Source organism: Agarivorans sp. MS3-6 (assembly GCF_054112545.1).
Map to the genome: position 1 here is coordinate 3,112,708 of NZ_CM134202.1, position 21,305 is coordinate 3,134,012.

A 21,305-nucleotide genomic window follows, 5' to 3' on the forward strand; every position below is an offset into this window, starting at 1 on the left:
ATGAGTACTGAATTTGCCCATACCTCGGTACTGCTGCAAGAGTGTATCGATGGTTTAGCCATTAAAGCAGATGGCATTTATGTTGACGGTACCTTTGGAAGAGGGGGGCACAGTCGCGCCATTTTGCAACAGCTCGGTCCGAATGGGCGTTTAATTGCCATCGACCGCGACCCGCGCGCTATCGAAGCAGCTAAGCAGTTTGCTAATGACCCTCGCTTTCAAATTGTGCATGGTCCTTTTTCTGGCATTGAAAAGTATGTCGACGAGTTGGGTTTGAGCAAAAAAATTGACGGGGTATTACTTGATTTAGGTGTGTCCTCTCCTCAGCTCGATGACGCTGAACGTGGTTTTAGCTTCATGCGTGAAGGGCCACTAGATATGCGCATGGATACCTCGCAAGGGCAAACTGCCGCGCAGTGGCTCACACATGCAGCAGAAGAAGATATTGCATGGGTGATTAAAACCTTTGGTGAAGAGAAGTTTGGTAAACGCATTGCTCACGGCATTGTTAATGCGCGTCAAGAGCAAGCGTTAACCAGTACTTTGCAACTGGCAAAAATTATCGATGAAGCCTGCCCGGTTAAAGATAAACATAAACATCCGGCGACACGCAGCTTTCAAGCCATTCGCATTTATATAAACAGTGAGCTGGATGAAATTGAAATCGCCCTGTTAGGGGCAATGAATAGCTTAGCAACCGATGGGCGTTTAGCGGTAATTAGTTTTCACTCTTTGGAAGACCGAATGGTTAAACGCTTCATTCGTAAGCAAGAAAAAGGTGAACAGTTTCCGAGAGGTTTTCCGCTTACTGAAGAGCAGTTAGCTCGTGGACGTTTCCTTAAAAGCATTGGCCGGGCGATTAAGCCTAGTGCCGCTGAAATTGAACAAAACCCGCGCTCGCGTAGTTCGGTGTTACGGGTTGCCCGTCGCTTGTAATGAGCGAAGCTAGCCGTCAGCCCAATTTATTAAGGGCAATATTAAAAGATGTTTGGCGTAATAAGCAGCATTTCCTGTTGTTACTTGCCACTGTTGTTTCGGCCTTCTGCGTGGTGTGGACGACTCACCATACTCGAATGTTTGTTGAGCAACGAGAAGTGTTGATGATGAATCGTGACGCCTTGAATGTGGAATGGCGACATCTGTTAATTGAGCAAAATGCATTAGCTGAACATAGTCGAATTGAGAGCATTGCTAAGAAACGTTTAGGCATGCATCGACCAAAAATAGAAGAACAAGTGGTAATCACTGAGCGATGAATAAAAAAGCAAGTAAACAAGGACTGTTCATTCACTGGCGATTTGTGCTGGTGATGGCGGTTGTTTGCTTAATATTCACCGCGTTGGTGAGCCGAGCCGCATATATTCAAGTGATTGCCCCTGACAAGTTAGTTTATGAGGGGGACTTGCGCTCTATTCGGACCAAAACAGGTTATGCAGAGCGTGGTGTTATTACCGATCGTTTCGGCAGTGAATTAGCTGTTAGTGTACCGGTACGGGCGATTTGGGCTGATCCTAAACATGTGGCAGACCAACATAGCTTTGAAAACCAAGAGGCTTGGGCGGCCTTAGCCAAAGTGCTCGATACCGATGTAATTAGCTTACAAAGCCGAGTTAACAACCCTAAGCGGCGTTTTGTATATTTACAGCGGCAGGTCAGTTCAGCGGTGGCTAACTATGTTGAGAAGTTGAAAATTAAAGGGGTTTATTTAAAGCCTGAGTCTCGTCGTTTTTACCCTGCTGGCGAAGTAAGTGCTCACTTGGTGGGTTTTACTGATATTGATGACCATGGTTTAGAAGGCATTGAACGAAGTTACGACGACTGGCTCACTGGCGAGCCGGGTAAACGTAAAGTTCGCAAAGACCGTTTAGGTCGAGTGGTTGAAGATCTGGCGGTGATTCATCAAGCTAAACAAGCGCAAAATATTGCACTAAGCATCGACCAGCGCATTCAAGCTTTGGCTTACCGTGAACTTAAAAAAGCGGTAGCCGATACGCAAGCGACCTCTGGCAGCGTTGTGGTTTTGGATATACAAACTGGCGAAGTGCTAGCAATGGCCAATAGCCCCTCGTTTAACCCCAACAATCGCAATGAATTTCAAAGCTACCGTTATCGCAATCGCGCATTAACCGATAGTTACGAACCGGGCTCGACGGTAAAACCTTTATCGGTGATCGCAGCCTTGGAAGGTAACCATATTAAAACCAATAGTGTGATTAATACTAACCCCGGTTGGATGCAAATTGGTGGTCGACGAGTCCGTGATTCTCGTAACTATGGTGAAATCAGTTTAACCAAGGTCATTCAAAAATCGAGCAATGTTGCCACTAGCCAACTTGCTCTGAAGGTTGGGGTAGAGGGTATGCTCGACACCTTTTACAACGTGGGTTTTGGTAATGATGCTGGCTTAGGTTTAGTGGGTGAGTCCGGTGGACAAATGCCGCAACGTCGTCGTTGGTCAGATTTTGAACTCGCAACCTTGTCTTTTGGCTACGGCCTAATGGTGACGCCGCTACAGTTGGCTCAAGCCTATGCCACCATTGGCTCTGGCGGCGTTTTTCGGCCCATTTCAATTATTAAATTGCAGCAAGCCTCGCCTGGCGAGCGAGTCTTTGAACAAGTTAAAGCAAATGCAGTATTAGAAATGATGGAGTCGGTTATTCAAGAGGGGGGTACCGGAAGAAAGGCCGCGGTACCCGGCTTTAGAGTGGCAGGTAAAACTGGTACCAGTCGCAAGGCTGTTCGTGGCGGTTATGGTGACGACTATGTTGCTATATTTGCAGGGGTTGCCCCTGTGAGTGACCCTAAACTGGCGATCGCTGTATTTGTCAACGAGCCGAAAAACGATCGCTATTATGGTGGTGACGTTGCTGCCCCTGTTTTTTCCAAAGTGATGCACGGTGGTTTGCAATACCTCAATGTCGCTCCAGATGACAATAGCCAGCACGTCGTTAAAGCCAAGGGAGGCAGCAACAATGAAACCTGATTTGTCTTCATTATTGGCTAAGTTTGCGATTTCTATCGCGCCAGATCTTAGTTTTAATGAGTTAACCCTGAATAGTCGTGAAGTGCTCACCGGCGATATATTTGTAGCGGTTAAAGGACATCAAGTTGATGGGCGCAATTATATTGATTCAGCCATCGATAACGGCGCGGTCGCCGTTATTCTTGATGCAGATGAAGAAAAGCACCATGGCCATATTGACTGGCAGAATAAAGTACCATGTATTCATTTTTGGCGGCTAAATAAGCAGCTTTCGCAGTTAGCCTCAGCGGCTTACTTTCCCACTGGTAACCCTTTAACTATTGTTGGGGTCACGGGCACAAACGGCAAAAGTACCGTCACCCATTATATTGCCAATTTAGCCAACTTAAGCGGTATGCGTGCTTCGGTCATGGGCACCTTAGGCAACGGAAAACCGGGTGAGTTACAAGCTACTGAGAACACTACCGCTGACGCAATAACTATTCAGCGTCAGTTAAGTGAAATGCACCAGCAGGGTTATCAATTAGTTGCGATGGAGATTTCTTCGCACGGCTTAGTGCAGCAACGGGTAGCGAGTGTGCCCTTTAAGGTGGCGATCTTCACTAACTTGAGTCGTGATCATCTCGATTACCACGGCACTATGGCTGAGTACGGGCGAGCAAAACAGGCCTTGTTCGATTGGCCAAGCTTACAATGCCGACTCATAAACGCCGATGATAGTTTTGGTAAACAGCTGTTAGAACATTACCCAACTGCTGAAGCATTGTCATTAGAAGACAGTCGAGCACAATGGCAAATTGGCGACCTTGCGTTTACTGAACAAGGTGCCAGTGGTTACATTGTTAGCCCCGAGGCCAGCCACGAAAAAGTGTTATTTACCAGTCCCTTATTAGGCCGCTTTAATGCCGAAAACCTCTTGTGTGCAGTAGCCTGCCTAAGCCACCTAGGTGTCGAGTTATCATCGTTGGTGGAGTTATTACCAAAACTGAATGCGGTACCAGGGCGCATGGAATTGTTCGCCGGTAAATGTTCGGTGGTGGTAGATTATGCACATACCCCCGATGCATTAGATAAAGCCTTGTCTGCGTTACGCCAGCATTGCCGAGGAGCGCTTATTTGTATCTTTGGTTGCGGCGGCGATCGTGACAGAGGTAAGCGACCACTGATGGCGCAGGTCGCTGAGTTACACGCCGATCGAGTTATCGTCACCGATGACAATCCCCGCTTTGAAAATGCCTTAAGCATCGTTGAAGACATACTATTAGGTTTCTCTAAGCCTGAGGCGGTAACGGTCATCCACCAACGTGCCGACGCGATTGCCCACGCTATTACGCACTGCGGGGCTAAAGATATTATTTTGGTGGCGGGCAAGGGCCATGAAGATTATCAAATAATTGGTGCCGAAAGCTTAGATTATGACGAGCGAGTCGTGGTGCGAGACTTAGTGGGGCAGCCATTATGATCCCACTCATGTTATCTGAGCTTTTGGCGCCGTTAAATGCCCAATTAATCGGCAACGATTGTTTAATTCAAAGCGTAGATACTGATTCGCGAAAAGCCATGCCAAAAGGTCTTTTTGTTGCTCTAAGTGGTGAAAACTTTGATGGCCATCAGTTTGCTGAAGCGGCAATACAACAAGGCGCATTAGCGCTAATCGTTGAGCAAAAACAAGCTTTGCAGGTTCCGCAGTTGTTGGTGGCCGATTGCCGGCTCGCCCTCGGGCACATTGCCAGTTATTTACGAGATAAATTGCAGCTGCCTTGTTGTGCGATCACGGGTAGTAACGGTAAAACCACCGTCAAAGAAATGTGCAGTAGCATCTTATCTCAAGCAAAGGATGTGTTGGCGACCCAAGGTAATTTCAATAATGACATCGGTGTCCCCTTATCGCTATTGCGAGCCACAGAACAGCACCAAGTAGGGGTGCTTGAGTTAGGGGCAAACCATATCGGCGAAATCGCTTATACGGTGAGTTTGGTTAAACCTAAAGTGGCACTGATTAATAATGTGTCGGCGGCCCATATTGAAGGTTTTGGTGACCAAGCAGGAGTGTTAAAAGCTAAATCAGAGTTGTTTCAAAATCTCAATGCTGAGCAGTTAGCTATTTGCGAAGCCGGTAGTGATTATCAGCAAACGCTGATGGATGCCGCTAAACCCGCTAAGGTGCAACTGTTTTCGCTAGATGATTGTAAGGCCGATTACTATGCCAGCGATATTGTTTCAATGGGTGTCCAAGGTAGTCAGTTTACCTTGAACACTCCTTACGGTATGCAAACCGTACAGGTCAATATGGCGGGTCAACATAACGTGAAAAATGCGGTGGCGGCGTCGGCGCTTGCGTTGGCGATGGGAGCGACCTTAAGTGAGGTTCAGCTCGGCCTCGCTCAATTGGATAATGTACCGGGAAGAGTTAACCTGCAGCCGCTTAGCCAGCAGGTAAGCCTTATCGATGATAGTTACAACGCCAATCCTGCATCCTTTAAGGCTGCCATAGATATTTTAGCCAGTTTTGAGGGGCACCGCTTTCTTGTTGCTGGTGCAATGGGAGAGATGGGGCAAGATTCTGCGCAAGCTCATAAGAGCGTCGTGCAGCAAGCGCTTGACAGTGGCATCAGCTTGTATTCTTATGGCGCGTCTTTTGAATCGGCATTGGCTGATTTAGGGCAACTAGAGCGGTTTTTTGATTCCCATGAGCAGCTTGTTGAACAGTTAACTGAAGCATTAAAACAAACCAGCCAACAGCCATGTTTGATATTGGTTAAGGGTTCTCGTTCAACGCATATGGAAAAAGTCGTCCAGCACTTACAACACAATTTTAAGAAGGGTTTCGAATGTTAGTTTGGTTAGCGGAATATCTGCAGCAATACTTTGGTGGATTTTCGCTATTTGGGTATTTGACGTTTCGTGCGATTGTTAGCGTATTAACGGCTTTGGTGTTTGGTCTTTGGATGGGGCCGAAATTGATCCGCCGTTTACAACTGTTGCAAATTGGTCAAACCGTAAGAAATGATGGGCCTGAGTCTCATCTCAGTAAATCAGGCACTCCTACTATGGGCGGTGTGTTGATCATCGCTTCGGTATTTTTGTCTACCTTGTTGTGGGCTCGATTAGATAATCATTACGTGTGGGTAATGTTATTTGTATTCGGTAGTTATGGTGCGATTGGTTTTGTTGACGATTACCGAAAAGTGATTCGTAAAGATCCAGCAGGCTTAATTGCTCGTTGGAAGTACTTTTGGCAATCGGTCGTAGCCTTAGTCGTGGCCACTTATTTATTCTTTAGTGCCGATTCTGCCGCACAGACGCAATTGGTACTGCCATTCATCAAAGATATTATGCCGCAGTTAGGGTGGTTATTTATCCCCTTAACCTACTTAGTGATTGTTGGCAGTAGTAATGCAGTGAATCTGACCGATGGTCTTGATGGGCTGGCGATTATGCCCAGTGTGATGGTGGCCTCGGCATTTGCGTTAATTGCCTACCTTACGGGCCATGCTAATTTCTCCAGCTATTTATTTATTCCTTATATTCCAGAGGCCTCTGAGCTGGTCGTGGTGTGCACCGCGATGGTGGGCGCAGGTTTGGCCTTCCTTTGGTTCAATACTTACCCTGCACAAGTTTTTATGGGCGATGTGGGTTCGTTGGCTCTAGGTGCTGCGCTGGGCGCGGTGGCGGTATTAGTTCGCCAAGAGTTACTGTTGGTGATTATGGGCGGAGTTTTTGTGATGGAAACGGTGTCGGTTATTTTGCAGGTGGGCTCGTATAAGTTGCGCGGGCAACGAATATTCCGCATGGCGCCGATTCATCATCACTACGAATTAAAAGGTTGGCCTGAGCCACGCGTTATTGTGCGCTTTTGGATCATTTCCTTGATTTTAGTACTGATTGGTTTAGCTACCTTAAAAGTAAGGTAAACAGAAGGTTGAGTTGTTATTGTGAGTAAATTGCAGCAACAAAAACGTTACGCAGTCGTTGGTCTTGGAGCCAGCGGGATGAGTAGTGTGCGCTTTTTACTTAGCCAAGGCGTCTCTCCTTTAATTTGTGATACCCGTATTTCCCCTCCAGGCTTGACACAACTAGCAGACAATTTGACGGTGGTTTGTGGTGAGCTGCCTTTACTTCAATTACTCGACTGTGATGTGGTGATTGTTAGTCCAGGGGTAGCGCTGGCTCACCCTGTATTGCAAAAACTTGCCGAGGCCGGCGTATCGTTGATTGGTGACGTAGAGTTATTTTGTCACTATGCGCTGGCTCCGATAGTCGCGATTACCGGTTCTAATGGTAAAAGCACCGTCACCAGTTTAGTGGGAGACATGGCCAAGCAAGCCGGCATTAACGTGGCGGTTGGCGGTAATATTGGGGTACCCGTACTCGATTTATTGGCTGAAGATGTACAACTGTATGTCCTCGAGTTATCCAGCTTTCAACTGGAAACGACGGATTCTCTCGCAGCTTGTGCAGCAACGGTGCTAAATATTAGCGAAGACCATATGGATCGCTATCAAGGTTTAGCAGACTACATCGCCGCTAAACAGAAAATATACCAGCACGCTACAACCGCCATTGTCAATTTGGATGATGCCGACTCGCAACCTCATGTTAATGCCAAGCAAGTCATCAGCTTCTCGTTGACCTCTGCGGGAGATTACAGCCTAAGTGATAATCAGCAGCAATTGATGAAGGGCGAGCGAGTGTTACTTGCTACCGAAGAGCTTCCTTTAGTGGGTACGCACAACTATGCAAACATTTTGGCAGCCTTAGCGCTAGCAGACGCAGCGGGCATTGCACTTGAGGCCTGCTTAATCGCTATCAAACAATTTGTTGGTTTAGCGCATCGTTGCCAACTGGTCTCGCGTAAGCGAGGCATTAGTTGGATTAACGATTCTAAAGCGACCAACGTAGGGGCTACCATTGCCGCGCTTATAGGCCTAGTTCAAGCTCGGCAGCAGTTATGGTTGATTGTAGGCGGTGACAGTAAAGATGGCGATTTAAGCGAGTTAGCAGGGCCGCTGGCAGCTGTCGCTGGCGTGGTGGCCTTTGGTAAAGACAAACAACGCTTTAAAGATATTGCGGCCAATACTCTGTTGGTCGACAACCTTGAACAAGCGCTTGCTTGGTGTAAGCAACAGGCTAAAAGCGGAGATACGGTGTTGCTGTCACCCGCTTGCGCTAGCTTAGATATGTACCGTAACTTTGAAGCTCGTGGGCAGCATTTTTGTCAGTTGGTGGAGGCGCTATGAAAATAATGGCTAAACCACTATGGTTCACTCATCTACTTGCCCTCGTGAATCCAGAGGCTAAAGATGTCAAAGAACCTTTACTGTTTGACCGACAGTTACTGTGGCTAGCGTTAAGCTTGATGGTAGTAGGCTTGGTGATGGTGTCTTCAGCATCTATCCCTGAAGGCATTGCCTTAAGTGATGACCCATTTCGTTTTACTAAACGCCATGGTATCTACTTGTTGTTATGTTTGTGCACCATGGCTGCGGTGGTTCAAATTCCGATGTCATGGTGGCAATCGCATAACGCAAAATTACTTTTATTGGCGGGCTTGGCCTTAGTCTTAGTCTTGCTGGTGGGGCGTAATATTAATGGCAGTAGTCGCTGGATAGGCCTAGGCCCAATCAATATTCAGCCAGCAGAATTCTCTAAGTTGGCCTTGTTTACCTATCTTGCCGGTTATTTAGTTCGGCGGCATGAACAAGTTCGTGAAAACCTAAAAGGCTTTTTAAAGCCTTTAGTGGTGTTTTTCATGCTGGCGGTATTGCTATTAGCACAGCCCGATTTAGGCAGCGTCATCGTGATGTTTGTTACCACAGTAGGCATGCTGTTTTTAGCGGGCGCGAAGCTCATTCAATTCTTTGGCTTAATGTTTACCGGCATTGTGGCGGTAGTGACCTTGATTATCGCAGAACCTTACCGAATGCGCCGCGTATCTTCATTCCTAGACCCTTGGCAAGACCCCTTTGGTAGCGGTTACCAATTAACCCAGTCGTTAATGGCGTTTGGCCGAGGCGATTGGCTAGGAGAAGGGCTCGGTAATTCTATACAAAAATTGGAATACTTGCCTGAGGCACATACCGACTTTGTGGTGGCGGTATTAGCCGAGGAGCTTGGCTTTATTGGCGTCTGCGGCGTATTGCTTCTGCTGATTTTACTGGTGATTAGAGCGATGAAAATTGGCCAAAAAGCCTTGTTGGCCGAGCAAGCATTTGCTGGCTATTTAGCTTGTGGTATCGGCATTTGGTTTAGTTTTCAAACGATGGTGAATGTGGGGGCCGCATCCGGCTTAATGCCCACCAAAGGGTTAACGCTTCCGCTAATTAGTTATGGCGGCTCGAGTTTATTGGCAATGTCGATAGCCATTGCCATGTTGTTGCGAATTGATCATGAACTTCGATTGGCGAAATGCCAAGCCTACACGAGGGAAGCCCATGGTTAAGCAAGATAAAGCAAAATTATTAGTCATGGCAGGCGGTACTGGTGGGCACGTATTTCCTGGCTTAGCGGTGGCCGATTATCTTAAGCTGCAGGGCTGGGATATTTCTTGGTTAGGCACCGCCGAGAGAATGGAAGCCCAGTTAGTGCCCAAACACGGCTACCCCATCGATTTCATTAGTATTCAAGGGGTACGCGGCAATGGTTTACGCCGTAAATTGGCGGCACCTTTCAAATTGTTGAATGCGGTGCGCCAAGCGATCCGTGTAATTAAGCGTTATCAACCTGATGTGGTGTTAGGCATGGGCGGTTTTGCCAGTGGCCCTGGTGGGATTGCTGCTTGGTTGATGCGCAAGCCTTTGGTATTGCACGAACAAAATGCCGCCGCTGGCTTAACCAATAGAATGTTAGCAAAAATTGCCTCGCGGAGTTTGATGGCATTTCCTGGCGCCTTGCCGTGTTCTGCCAAAGCGCAAGTGGTTGGCAATCCAGTGCGTGAAACCGTGTTAGCCCTACCGCTAAAAACGCTCAGTGAACAGCGTGATTTCAGACTGTTAGTGATTGGCGGAAGTTTGGGCGCTCAGGTGTTTAATCAACAGCTGGCAGCCGGTATAAAACAAAGCGGATTAAACCTCAATATTTGGCATCAAGCGGGCAAAGATAAGCAGCAAAGTGCCATTGATGCCTATGCGGCAGCGTCACTTGCTGAAAGTTTGAGCGAACAGCCCAAGATAGTAGAGTTTATTGATGATATGGCTGCAGCTTATCAGTGGGCTGATGTGATACTCTGTCGCGCTGGTGCGCTAACTGTCTCTGAAGTCGCTGCGGCAGGTATTCCGGCTATTTTTGTGCCCTTACCTTATGCGGTTGACGATCATCAGACAAAAAACGCCCAATTTTTGGTGGCAGCCGATGCTGCTCGATTATTAAAACAGAGTGAATTTTCAGCGCAAAATATTGCGAGCCTACTTAATGAATTTGCCGATCCTGCATTGCGTTTAGCCTGTGCTCGCAATGCGCGACAGCAGGCTACTGTAGATGCAACTGAAAAAGTGGCTGCAGTATGCCAAGCGTTAAATAAGAGTAATAGTTAGATGAGTAAAGTTGAGTTAGCCAAGTTACGAACCATGATCCCAGAGATGCGAAAAGTGAAACGTATTCATTTCGTAGGGATCGGTGGTGCCGGTATGGGCGGTATAGCAGAAGTGTTGGCTAATGAAGGCTATCAGATTTCAGGTTCCGACCAAGCAGAAAGTGCAATGACAGAGCGCTTGCAAGCGGTGGGCGCCGAAGTGTTTTTCTCACATGACGCTAGCAATATAGACGGCGCTAACGTGGTGGTGGTTTCTACCGCCATTCGCGAGGACAACCCAGAAGTGCAAGCGGCTAGAGCTGCACGTATTCCGGTGGTTCGCCGTGCTGAAATGTTGGCTGAGTTAATGCGTTATCGGCATGGTGTTGCGGTTGCTGGTACGCACGGTAAAACTACCACCACCAGTTTAATCGCCAGTATTTATGCTCAGGCCGAGCGCGATCCTACTTTTGTTATTGGTGGCCTACTAAATAGTGCCGGTACCAATGCTCGCCTAGGTAAAAGCCGCTATTTGATTGCTGAAGCCGATGAAAGTGATGCCTCATTTTTGCACCTTCAGCCTATGGTTGCAGTCGTTACCAACGTTGAACCCGACCATATGGAAACCTATGGTGGCGACGAAGCCCAATTACATGCAACCTTCATTGAATTTTTACATAACCTGCCATTTTATGGTGTCGCGGTGATGTGTATCGATGACCAAGGTGTACAAACTTTACTGCCACAAATTGGCCGCCAAATTATTACCTACGGATTCTCTGACAGCGCCGATGTGCAAATACAACAGTTCGCACAAAATGGTGACCGTTGTTCATTCAGCGTATTAAGAGAAGGCCGAGCAGAACTGGCGATTACCTTAAACATGCCGGGTGAGCATAACGCGCTTAATGCTGCGGCGGCTATTGCTGTGGCCACTGAAGATGGCATTGAAGATGCCGCGATAGTTGAAGCGCTAAATAGCTTCGCAGGAATTGGGCGTCGTTTTCAACAATATGGCGAATTTGCCACCGGTAATGGTAATGCACTACTGGTCGACGATTATGGTCATCACCCTACTGAAGTTCTCGCTACCTTAAAAGCGGCCCGCGCTGCTTGGCCAGAGCGCCGCTTGGTCATGGCTTTTCAGCCACATCGTTATACCCGTACTCGCGACCTGTACGAAGACTTTGTTGATGTATTGGCGCAAGTTGACAGCCTATTGCTGCTAGAGGTGTATTCAGCCGGAGAAGACCCAATAGCCGGTGCCGATAGCCGCGCTTTATGTCGTAGTCTTCGCCAGCGTGGTTTAGAGCCTATCTATGTTAAACAACCCAGTGAATTGAGTGGCTTATTAGCCGATGTGATTCAAGATGGTGACGTCGTGCTTACTCAAGGTGCAGGAAATATTGGCGTGTTAGCTCGCCAGTTGGGTGCAATGCAATTACAAATTGAACAACTTAGAGGTAGTAAGTCTTAATGGCTAGCTTAGTGGTTAACAAAGTCGCAGTATTATTCGGTGGTGATTCTGCCGAACGCGAGGTATCGCTAAAATCCGGTAATGCCGTGTTATCTGGCTTGCTTCGCGCGGGTATCAATGCCCAAGGGATTGATACTAAAGGCTTTGATTTAAACCTCTTAAAACAAAGAAAATATAGCCATGTATTTATTGCTCTGCACGGCAGAGGCGGAGAAGACGGCACCTTACAAGGGGCCTTAGAGTATTTAGCTTTGCCCTATACCGGCAGCCGAGTATTAGGTTCAGCCTTAGCCATGGACAAAATACGCTGTAAGCAAATCTGGCAAAATATGGGTTTGCCAACAGCGTCTTACAAAGTGGTCGAGAAAGGTCATTACCGGGCCGGTGAGGCTGCCGATATTTTGGCTGAGTTATCTGGTAGCGTGATTGTTAAGCCGGCCCTAGAAGGCTCAAGTATCGGCATGGCCAAAGCGGATACCGCAGAAGAGTTAGAGGAAGCCATCACTAATGCGTTTGAGTATGACTCTCGAGTGCTTATTGAACAATGGATTAGCGGCGCGGAATATACGGTGGCAATCGTTGGTGAGCGGGTATTACCGTCTATTAGAATGAGAACGCCGCATACTTTTTACGATTATAACGCCAAGTATCAAAGCTCTTCGACAGAGTATTTTTGCCCCAGTGGTTTAAGTGATGCAGCCGAACAGCAGTTGGCTGATATTGCGATGAAGGCATTTAAAGCGGCAGACTGTGAAGGCTGGGGGCGGGTTGATTTTATGGCCGACCAACAAGGCAACTGGTACTTGCTTGAAGTGAACACATCGCCAGGCATGACCGAAAAAAGCCTAGTGCCAATGGCCGCTAAACAAGCAGGCATGAGTTTCGACCAGTTAGTGGTCAGTATTTTAGATTTGGCCCATTAATTATGGACATGACTCCACTGCAAAAGCAGACATTAGCCTACTGGGCTGGAGTCGCCTTTTTTGTGCTGGTGCTATTGGCTTTAAGTTGGGGGCTGCATTCAGTTTACCTGAGTATCAGTGATAAACAGCTCAGCCCGATGAATCGTTTATTGGTATCGGGCAAGCGTGAGTTTGTGTTGGACCAAGAGTTGCAACAAGCGCTGGCAGGTTTACCAGAAGCGGGGAATTTCTTTAGCCTTGACGTTTCTAAAGTCAAAGCTGAGTTAGAGCAGTTACCTTGGGTAGAACATGTAACAGTCCGCAAGCAATGGCCGGATAAGTTGTCGGTAAACTTGCAAGAGCAACAAGTGGTCGCTCGTTGGAATAATGCGGCCTTATTGAATCAGCAAGGGCATATCTTTGATGCGCCTCAGCAAAGAGTCAGTGAGGTGTTGGTCAATTTAAGTGGGCCAGACGAACAGGCGGCAGTGGTATTAGCCACTTTTAAACAGCTACAGCAAGTGTTGCAGAGTGATGGTTTAAGCATTGCCAGCTTAGCGCTAAATGAACGGCATGCTTGGCAAGTTAGTTTGGCAAACGGAATAGTATTGCAGTTAGGCAAAGAAGATAAGCTCAATCGTATTGCGCGCTTTGTCTCAGTTTACCCACAGCTAAAACCAGAGGCTGTGGCTTATGTGGATTTACGGTATGACACGGGTTTTGCAGTGGGATGGAAGAAACAGGAAGGCTTGGCGATAAATGACCAAAGTAACGGATAGAAAACTGATAGTTGGCCTCGATATTGGCAGCGCTAAAATCACCGCGTTAATCGGTGAGGTACTGCCTAGCAATGAGATGAGCATTATCGGTGTGGGCAGTCATCCGGCAAAAGGCATGGACAAAGGTGGCGTAAACGACCTTGACTCAGTCGTTAAGACGGTTCAGCGTGCCTTGCAAGAAGCTGAGTTAATGGCGGATTGTAAAATTAGCTCTGTCTACCTTGGTGTTTCTGGCCGCCATATTCGCTGCTTGAACGAAAAAGGCATGGTGCCAATCAGCGACGAAGAAGTCACCCAAGACGATGTGGATAATGCTATTCATACGGCTAAGTCGGTCAAACTGCCTGACGAGCACCGTATTTTGCATGTACTGCCACAAGAGTTTGCCATCGATTTTCAAGAGGGAATTAAAAACCCAATTGGTTTATCGGGGGTGCGAATGGAAGCCAAAGTACATCTGATTGCTTGCCATAACGATATGGTGAAAAACATTGTTAAGTGTGTTGAACGCTGTGATTTGAAAGTCGATCAGCTCATTTTTTCAGCCTTGGCTTCCAGTTACGCGGTGCTTACAGAAGATGAAAAAGAGCTCGGTGTATGTGTGGTTGATATTGGTTCTGGCACCATGGATATCGCCGTTTACACCAGTGGTGCTTTACGCCACACCTCGGTGGTTCCTTTTGCGGGCACCTCAGTGACTCGCGATATTGCCACCGTATTTGGCACACCGCTAAACGATGCCGAAGCGGTAAAAGTTCGCTACGGCTGCGCGTTAGGCAGTATGGTCAGTCGCGACGATACGATTGAAGTACCTAGTGTGGGGGGAAGACCTTCACGTAGCTTGCAAAGACAGACTCTGGCCGAGGTGATTGAGCCGCGTTATACCGAGCTGTTTGGTATGATCAAAAGCAAACTCGATGAGCTGGCCGACGATCTGCAGGCGCAGGGCACAAAATTACAACTAGGCGCTGGTGTAGTGTTAACCGGTGGTGCCGCTCAAATTGAAGGTGTAGTAGAATGCGCCGAGAAAATTTTACAGTGTCAGGTACGGGTTGGTTCTGCCAACAATGTTGCTGGCCTAACAGAATACGTACAAGCACCTACTTACTCTACAGCAGTAGGTTTGTTGCATTACGGAATGGAAAATCAGACTGAAAAACCAATTGAAGTGAAAAACATCAGTAGCGTTGGCAATATTGCGAAGCGATTGCACAGTTGGTTTAAAGGTGAATTTTAGTTTTTGCTAATTGGCAAAAATAAAGCGGAGAGAGAACTATGTTTGAGATTATGGATAGTCATACCGATGAAGCGGTAATTAAAGTTGTGGGTGTTGGTGGCGGCGGTGGTAATGCCGTTGAGCACATGGTTGCCCAATCAATTGAAGGTGTAGAGTTCATCACCATCAATACGGATGCGCAGGCACTACGTAATTCTGGGGCTGACAATACTTTGCAAATTGGTGGGGCCATCACCAAAGGGCTAGGTGCTGGCGCAAACCCAGAAGTAGGGCGCGAAGCTGCTATGGAAGATCGTGATGCGATCATGAGCCAGTTGCAAGGTGCCGATATGGTGTTTATTGCTGCTGGTATGGGTGGCGGTACCGGTACGGGTGCAGCGCCAGTGGTTGCCGAAGTGGCTAAAGAGCTGGGTATTCTTACCGTAGCGGTAGTCACTAAGCCGTTTGGATTTGAAGGCAAAAAGCGTACTAGCTATGCCCAACAAGGTATTGAGCAACTGAGTAAAGATGTTGATTCATTGATCACCATCCCGAACGACAAATTGCTAAAAGTATTAGGCCGTGGCGTATCTTTACTCGATGCATTTAAAGCTGCCAATAATGTATTACTGGGTGCGGTACAAGGTATTGCCGAGCTAATTACTCGTCCAGGTTTAATTAACGTGGATTTCGCCGATGTTCGCACGGTTATGCGCGAGATGGGCACCGCGATGATGGGAACCGGTATCGCCTCTGGTGAAGACCGCGCTGAAGAAGCGGCCGAGTTAGCGATTTCAAGCCCATTGCTTGAAGATGTTGATTTAGCGGGGGCTCGCGGTATTTTGGTTAACATTACTGCTGGTTTCGACATGAGTATTGAAGAGTTTGAAACGGTAGGTAATGCGGTTAAAGGTTTCGCCTCTGAGAACGCAACTGTCGTTGTTGGTGCCGTTATTGACCCAGAAATGAGCGATGAGTTGCGGGTAACGGTCGTCGCCACCGGTATTGGTGCTGAACGTCGTCCTGATATTTCAATTGTTAAGCCGCAGGCAGCAGTTAATGCTGAGCCCGTAGCGCGTACTATGCCAGCAGATTCAGCTCCAATGATGGATGAGCCTGCAGCGGTAGTAAATGCTGAGCCTCGCAGTATCGGCGGTGATGGCGATTATTTAGACATCCCAGCATTTCTGCGTCGCCAAGCAGATTAATCTGTTGGCGGTTGGTGAAGTTTTGGTCAAAAGTTTGTGACTTACCTCAAACTTGTGGTAACATGTCAGACCATTAACGTTTAATTGGTCGTAGAGCAGAGGAATTTTTATGCTTAAACAACGGACTCTTGAAAAATCTGTACAGGCAACAGGGATCGGTTTGCACTCTGGGCACAAGGTCACAATAGTATTGCGTCCTGCTCCAGCGAACACCGGTATCTTGTTTAACCGTACTGATTTGGATCCAGTTGTAACGATCCCAGCCAAAGCCGAGCTCGTGCGCGACACCATGCTTTGTACTTGTCTTATCGATGATGCGGGCAACCGTATTTCAACGGTAGAACATTTAATGGCTGCGCTTTCAGCCTTAGGTTTGGATAATGTAATTATCGATGTTGATGCGCCAGAACTACCGGTGATGGATGGTAGCTCAAGCCCATTTATATTCTTATTACAATCGGCCGGTATTGCTGAGCAATCTGCCGCTAAGAAATTTATCCGTATCAAGCAAGCGATTCGTGTTGAACATGAAGACAAGTGGGCTGAACTATTACCAAATAGTGAAGGCTTTAAAATTGACTTCTCTATTGATTTTGACCACCCAGCAATGGAAGGTCGCAATCAAGAAATTTCAATGTTGTTTTCTGCCGATAAGTTTGTAAAAGATATTAGTCGTGCCAGAACCTTTGGTTTCATGCGCGATATTGAGTATTTGCAATCTAAAAACCTAGCATTAGGTGGCGGATTGGAAAATGCTATTGTGTTAGACGACTATCGCATTCTTAACGAAGATGGCCTTCGTTATGACGACGAGTTTGTAAAACACAAGTTGTTAGACGCCGTCGGTGATTTATATATGGCAGGTTTGCCTATTCTTGGACACCTACGCGCTCACAAGTCAGGACATGCACTAAATAATAATTTGGTTCGTGCTTTGCTTGAACAGCAACATGCTTGGGAAATTGTCACATTTGAAGACAAAGCCGAAGCTCCAGCTGCATTCCAACAACCGGTTTACAGCTTCTAGTAAAATTTTGGTCGGCGCTGGCTAACTCTCTCCGCTCAGCGCCGCTAATTTTTCCAACTTTTCCCGTAGTTCATCAGGTACGTGTTTTGCTAATTCTGTGATATGTTTAGCTGCTTGGGTGCTTAGCTGGCGTTTTCCAGTGCTTTTTACTTCTGCTTCTGGTTTAATGCTCTTCAATTCGGGATTGATTTTTAGCTCCAAACTGACAACGCTTGGTATGGCTTTACGCAACTCAGACAGTAGTTCAAATCTGAACTGCTTTAATCTGGTTAACCAGGCTGCACTTGGGGCCTCAACAATAGCAACTCCTTGGCGCATATTGACGATACGGCATTGCTGTAGTTTGTAACGTGACAAAATATCGTTACCTAACTGTTGCAACTGCAAACGTTGCTGCAGCGGTTGTTCGATTTGAGCAAACTGCTTTTGCAGAAATATCCGCTCTATCGAAATCGGTTGGTGTTGCCGTTTGGACATTATAATTAGCATTTATCTATGAAATTAAGTTTAGTATACGCCCATAAAGGTGAGACCAGAACTGTTCGTTTAAATCCATTGCGCTTATTTTGGCTGGGTTTTCTCGTGGTCGCACTGATCTGTAGCATTGGCTTGTGGGGCGTTCAGCAATATCAAAATTTGGCTCGACAACAAATTGGCTTGTTAAGTCAGTTAGAGCGTTCGCAGGCAGAGCCGAAACTAGCCCAGTTTGAGCAATCACTGCGTCACCAATACAGCCAACTGGCAGTGCGGGTTGGCCAAATGCAAGTGGAAATGACCCGCTTAAACGCTTTGGGTGCCCGTCTGATTGAAGATACCGACTTAGCCGCTGAGTTTGACTTTTCTGCTACGCCACCGATTGGTGGGCCAATGTTAGATATTGATAACTCAAATCACGCCAATAGCAGTGTATTCTATGACTTGTCGCAACTTGAGCGACAAGTGGATTCGAAGAAAAAGTCTCTGGCCCTGCTTGAATCTTGGCAACAGAGTCACCATCTAGTAACTAACAGCTTTATTTCTGGTTGGCCAGCTAAAGGCCCAGGAATTTGGATATCTTCGCCATTTGGTACGCGAGTCGACCCTTTCACTAAAAGAAAGGCCCGTCATAAAGGCGTAGATATAGCAGGTAAAGAAGGTACAAAAATTCGCTCCGTAGGAGCAGGCGTGGTGGTGTGGGCAGGCAGTCGCTTTGGTTACGGTAACCTCGTCGAAATTGAGCATGGTAACGGGATGGTAACCCGCTACGCGCATGCTAAAGATGTATTAGTAAAAGAAGGTGATGTGATAAATAAAGGGGATGAGATTGCACTCATGGGCAGCACTGGCCGCTCTACGGGGTCTCATGTCCATTTTGAAGTTCTCAAAAATGGACAAGCTCTTAACCCAAGTAAATTTATTTATCGCAAAACCAAGACCTAGAAAATTGGATTTCGTCTTAGCAAAAGTAGTGTTTCATGATTAGTAAATTAGTAACGAAAATCGTTGGTACTCGAAATGACCGTACCATCAAAAAAATGCGCAAAGTGGTCACTAGCATTAATGCCTTTGAACCTGAATTTGAAAAACTGTCTGCTGAAGAAATTAAAGCCAAGGCGGGCGAGTTTAAATTACGCGTAGAACAAGGCGAGAGTCTTGAAGCTATTCTCCCAGAAGCTTTTGCTGTGGTGCGTGAAGCCTCTAAGCGGGTTTTTGGTATGCGTCACTTCGATGTGCAAATGATGGGGGGCATGGTTCTCAATGATAACCAGATTGCTGAGATGCGTACCGGTGAAGGTAAAACCTTAACGGCGACGCTTCCTGCCTATCTAAACGGGATTACCGGTAAAGGCGTCCACGTGATTACCGTGAACGATTACTTAGCCCAGCGTGATGCCGAGTGGAACCGACCTTTATTTGAATATTTAGGTTTAAGTGTTGCGGTTAATATTAGCGGTATGGACCATCAGGTTAAGAAAGAGGCTTACGCCGCTGACATTACCTACGGAACCAACAATGAATTTGGTTTCGACTACCTACGTGACAACATGGCTTTTGCGCCCGAACAACGCGTGCAACGACCATTAAACTACGCGGTAGTGGATGAAGTGGATTCGATTCTTATCGATGAGGCCCGTACGCCGTTAATTATCTCTGGCCCTGCTGAAGACAGCTCAGAGTTATACAAAAAAATTAATGACGTTATCCCCCTATTGGTGCGCCAAGAAGAAGAAGACACTGAAGAGTTGATTGGTGACGGTCACTTCACGCTTGACGAGAAAAACAAGCAAGTACACCTTACCGAGAATGGTCAGATCTTCGTTGAAGAAACGCTGCAGCAACGTGGCATGTTAGAAGAGGGTGACTCTTTATACAACGCCGCCAACATCAGCTTATTACATCACGTTAATGCAGGCTTACGCGCACACACCTTGTTTGAGCGCAACGTAGACTACATTGTTAGTGAAACGGGCGAAATTGTTATCGTTGACGAGCATACTGGCCGTACTATGCCTGGTCGTCGTTGGTCTGAAGGTTTGCATCAAGCTGTAGAGGCGAAAGAAGGGGTTAACATTCAAAATGAAAACCAAACCTTAGCCTCGATTACTTTCCAGAATTACTTCCGTTTGTATGAAAAGTTATCGGGCATGACCGGTACCGCGGATACTGAAGCTTTCGAATTCCAGTCAATCTATGGCTTGAACACGGTGGTTATTCCTACCAATAAACCGATGGTGCGTGATGACCAAGGTGATCTGGTTTATTTAACGGCAGAAGAAAAATATAACGCGATTATTGAAGACATCCGCCAGTGTGTTAAGGCCGAGCGCCCGGTACTAGTGGGTACCGTGTCTATCGAAAATTCTGAGTTATTATCCAATATTCTTAACAAAGAAAAAATTAAGCACAACGTACTCAACGCTAAATTCCATGAGAAAGAAGCTGAGATCGTGGCTTGTGCGGGTATGGCTGGCTCAGTCACTATCGCCACAAACATGGCTGGCCGTGGTACCGATATTGTATTAGGTGGCAGCCTGCAAGCTGACTTAGCGGCGCTAGGCGAAGATGCTAGCGAACAACAAATTGCCGACGTTAAAGCCCAATGGCAAGTGCGTCACGATGCGGTGTTAGCTTCGGGTGGTTTGCATATTATTGGTACTGAGCGTCATGAATCTCGCCGGATTGATAATCAGCTACGTGGTCGTTCTGGTCGTCAAGGTGATGCTGGTTCAACCCGTTTCTACTTGTCGATGGAAGACAGCTTGATGCGTATTTTTGCCTCAGACCGGGTAACCGGAATGATGAAAAAATTGGGTATGGAAGAAGGTGAAGCCATTGAGCACCCATGGGTGACTCGTGCCATTGAAAATGCTCAACGTAAAGTAGAAGGGCGCAACTTCGACGTGCGTAAATCCTTGCTTGAATTTGATGATGTGGCCAACGACCAACGTAAAGTAGTCTACGAGCAACGTAATGACTTGATGGACAGTGACAGCATTACCGAGACCATCGATGTGATCCGTGAAGATGTTTATTCAGCGGTGATCGACGAGTACATTCAGCCTCAATCTCTTGAAGAAATGTGGCAAGTGAGTGAGCTTGAGCAACGCTTGAAGAGTGATTTTGGCTTAGATTTACCGATTCAGAAATGGCTAGACGAAGATGATAAACTGCATGAAGAGAAACTTCGTGAAAAAATCCTCGAAGCGGCAGTGGCTGAGTACCAGCTTAAAATAGATAAAGTGGGTGCTGATCCGATCAAACAATTTGAAAAATCGGTGATGTTACAAACCCTTGATCAGCTGTGGAAAGAACACTTAGCGGCCATGGACCATTTGCGTCAGGGTATCCATCTACGTGGTTACGCACAGAAAAACCCTAAGCAAGAGTACAAGCGCGAATCCTATGAGCTGTTCACGCAGATGCTAGAAGTGCTTAAATTAGACGTGATCGGCATTTTAAGCCGGGTTCAGGTACAAGATCCTGAAGAAGTCACCGCCATGGAAGAAAAACGTCGTGAAACTGAACGACGTGCCATGGAGATGCGTAATCAGCAAGCTCAAGAGCAGTTGCAACAAGAGCAGCAAGCAGGGCCAAGCGGGAAACCGGTCACTCGTGAAGGCCAAAAAGTGGGCCGTAATGACCCTTGTCCTTGTGGTTCGGGTAAAAAATTCAAACAATGTCATGGTAAATTGTCATAGTTTGAAGGCCTAAGTGAAAACAACA

18 protein-coding genes are annotated in these 21,305 nt (G+C 46.9%); 17 read left to right on the plus strand and 1 reads right to left on the minus strand.

Annotated elements, in window-relative coordinates; all coding sequences use genetic code 11:
• The 15 genes from rsmH to lpxC all read left to right on the plus strand — a co-directional run bounded on the left by rsmH (position 1) and on the right by lpxC (position 17,102).
• Complete coding sequence (gene rsmH, locus ACVFI8_RS14295; protein WP_248712897.1) at positions 1-936, plus strand: 16S rRNA (cytosine(1402)-N(4))-methyltransferase RsmH; 936 nt, start codon at positions 1-3, stop codon at positions 934-936.
• Positions 936-1,256 carry a cell division protein FtsL gene (ftsL, locus tag ACVFI8_RS14300; protein WP_248712896.1) on the plus strand — a complete coding sequence of 107 codons (321 nt, stop codon included), beginning with the start codon at positions 936-938 and terminating at the stop codon, positions 1,254-1,256. Before rsmH ends, ftsL begins: the two co-directional genes overlap by 1 nt.
• Positions 1,253-2,983: a penicillin-binding transpeptidase domain-containing protein gene (locus ACVFI8_RS14305; protein WP_457871700.1), complete on the plus strand. Its 1,731-nt coding sequence runs from the start codon at positions 1,253-1,255 to the stop codon at positions 2,981-2,983. Before ftsL ends, ACVFI8_RS14305 begins: the two co-directional genes overlap by 4 nt.
• A complete protein-coding gene (gene murE, locus ACVFI8_RS14310) occupies positions 2,973-4,445 on the plus strand; it encodes a UDP-N-acetylmuramoyl-L-alanyl-D-glutamate--2,6-diaminopimelate ligase (protein ID WP_248712894.1) in 1,473 nt (490 codons plus the stop codon). The genes ACVFI8_RS14305 and murE overlap by 11 nt, the downstream gene beginning before the upstream one ends.
• Positions 4,442-5,821: a UDP-N-acetylmuramoyl-tripeptide--D-alanyl-D-alanine ligase gene (locus tag ACVFI8_RS14315; RefSeq protein ID WP_457871701.1), complete on the plus strand. Its 1,380-nt coding sequence runs from the start codon at positions 4,442-4,444 to the stop codon at positions 5,819-5,821. Before murE ends, ACVFI8_RS14315 begins: the two co-directional genes overlap by 4 nt.
• Positions 5,815-6,897 carry a phospho-N-acetylmuramoyl-pentapeptide-transferase gene (mraY, locus tag ACVFI8_RS14320; RefSeq protein WP_248712892.1) on the plus strand — a complete coding sequence of 361 codons (1,083 nt, stop codon included), beginning with the start codon at positions 5,815-5,817 and terminating at the stop codon, positions 6,895-6,897. The genes ACVFI8_RS14315 and mraY overlap by 7 nt, the downstream gene beginning before the upstream one ends.
• 21 nt (positions 6,898-6,918) lie before the next feature.
• Positions 6,919-8,223 carry a UDP-N-acetylmuramoyl-L-alanine--D-glutamate ligase gene (gene murD, locus ACVFI8_RS14325; protein ID WP_457871702.1) on the plus strand — a complete coding sequence of 435 codons (1,305 nt, stop codon included), beginning with the start codon at positions 6,919-6,921 and terminating at the stop codon, positions 8,221-8,223.
• Positions 8,220-9,425: a cell division protein FtsW gene (gene ftsW, locus ACVFI8_RS14330; RefSeq protein ID WP_256469283.1), complete on the plus strand. Its 1,206-nt coding sequence runs from the start codon at positions 8,220-8,222 to the stop codon at positions 9,423-9,425. The genes murD and ftsW overlap by 4 nt, the downstream gene beginning before the upstream one ends.
• The gene (murG, locus tag ACVFI8_RS14335) at positions 9,418-10,515 is read left to right on the plus strand and encodes an undecaprenyldiphospho-muramoylpentapeptide beta-N-acetylglucosaminyltransferase (RefSeq protein ID WP_457871703.1); all 1,098 of its coding nucleotides are present in this window, start codon (positions 9,418-9,420) and stop codon (positions 10,513-10,515) included. The genes ftsW and murG overlap by 8 nt, the downstream gene beginning before the upstream one ends.
• Positions 10,516-11,970, plus strand: a complete 1,455-nt coding sequence (gene murC, locus ACVFI8_RS14340) for a UDP-N-acetylmuramate--L-alanine ligase (RefSeq protein WP_457871704.1) — start codon at positions 10,516-10,518, stop codon at positions 11,968-11,970.
• Positions 11,970-12,893, plus strand: a complete 924-nt coding sequence (locus ACVFI8_RS14345) for a D-alanine--D-alanine ligase (protein ID WP_457871705.1) — start codon at positions 11,970-11,972, stop codon at positions 12,891-12,893. Before murC ends, ACVFI8_RS14345 begins: the two co-directional genes overlap by 1 nt.
• Before the next feature lie 2 nt (positions 12,894-12,895).
• The gene (locus ACVFI8_RS14350; RefSeq protein WP_457871706.1) at positions 12,896-13,651 is read left to right on the plus strand and encodes a cell division protein FtsQ/DivIB; all 756 of its coding nucleotides are present in this window, start codon (positions 12,896-12,898) and stop codon (positions 13,649-13,651) included.
• Positions 13,632-14,888 carry a cell division protein FtsA gene (gene ftsA, locus ACVFI8_RS14355; protein WP_248712887.1) on the plus strand — a complete coding sequence of 419 codons (1,257 nt, stop codon included), beginning with the start codon at positions 13,632-13,634 and terminating at the stop codon, positions 14,886-14,888. Before ACVFI8_RS14350 ends, ftsA begins: the two co-directional genes overlap by 20 nt.
• 38 nt (positions 14,889-14,926) lie before the next feature.
• Complete coding sequence (gene ftsZ / locus ACVFI8_RS14360; protein WP_248712886.1) at positions 14,927-16,075, plus strand: cell division protein FtsZ; 1,149 nt, start codon at positions 14,927-14,929, stop codon at positions 16,073-16,075.
• A 109-nt stretch (positions 16,076-16,184) separates the two neighbouring features.
• Positions 16,185-17,102 (plus strand): UDP-3-O-acyl-N-acetylglucosamine deacetylase, encoded by a 918-nt coding sequence (gene lpxC / locus ACVFI8_RS14365; protein WP_248712885.1) that lies wholly within the window; start codon positions 16,185-16,187, stop codon positions 17,100-17,102.
• Positions 17,103-17,123: 21 nt separating this feature from the next.
• Here lpxC and ACVFI8_RS14370 read toward each other — a convergent pair whose 3' ends face one another.
• Positions 17,124-17,579 (minus strand): DUF721 domain-containing protein, encoded by a 456-nt coding sequence (locus ACVFI8_RS14370; RefSeq protein ID WP_457871707.1) that lies wholly within the window; start codon positions 17,577-17,579, stop codon positions 17,124-17,126.
• A gap of 18 nt (positions 17,580-17,597) precedes the next feature.
• On the opposite strand from ACVFI8_RS14370, the gene ACVFI8_RS14375 reads away from it, so the two are divergent.
• Together ACVFI8_RS14375 and secA are read left to right on the plus strand one after the other, a co-directional pair.
• Positions 17,598-18,521 (plus strand): M23 family metallopeptidase, encoded by a 924-nt coding sequence (locus ACVFI8_RS14375; protein WP_457871708.1) that lies wholly within the window; start codon positions 17,598-17,600, stop codon positions 18,519-18,521.
• A 35-nt stretch (positions 18,522-18,556) separates the two neighbouring features.
• Positions 18,557-21,280: a preprotein translocase subunit SecA gene (gene secA / locus ACVFI8_RS14380; protein ID WP_457871709.1), complete on the plus strand. Its 2,724-nt coding sequence runs from the start codon at positions 18,557-18,559 to the stop codon at positions 21,278-21,280.
• The last annotated feature ends 25 nt before the right edge of the window (positions 21,281-21,305 follow it).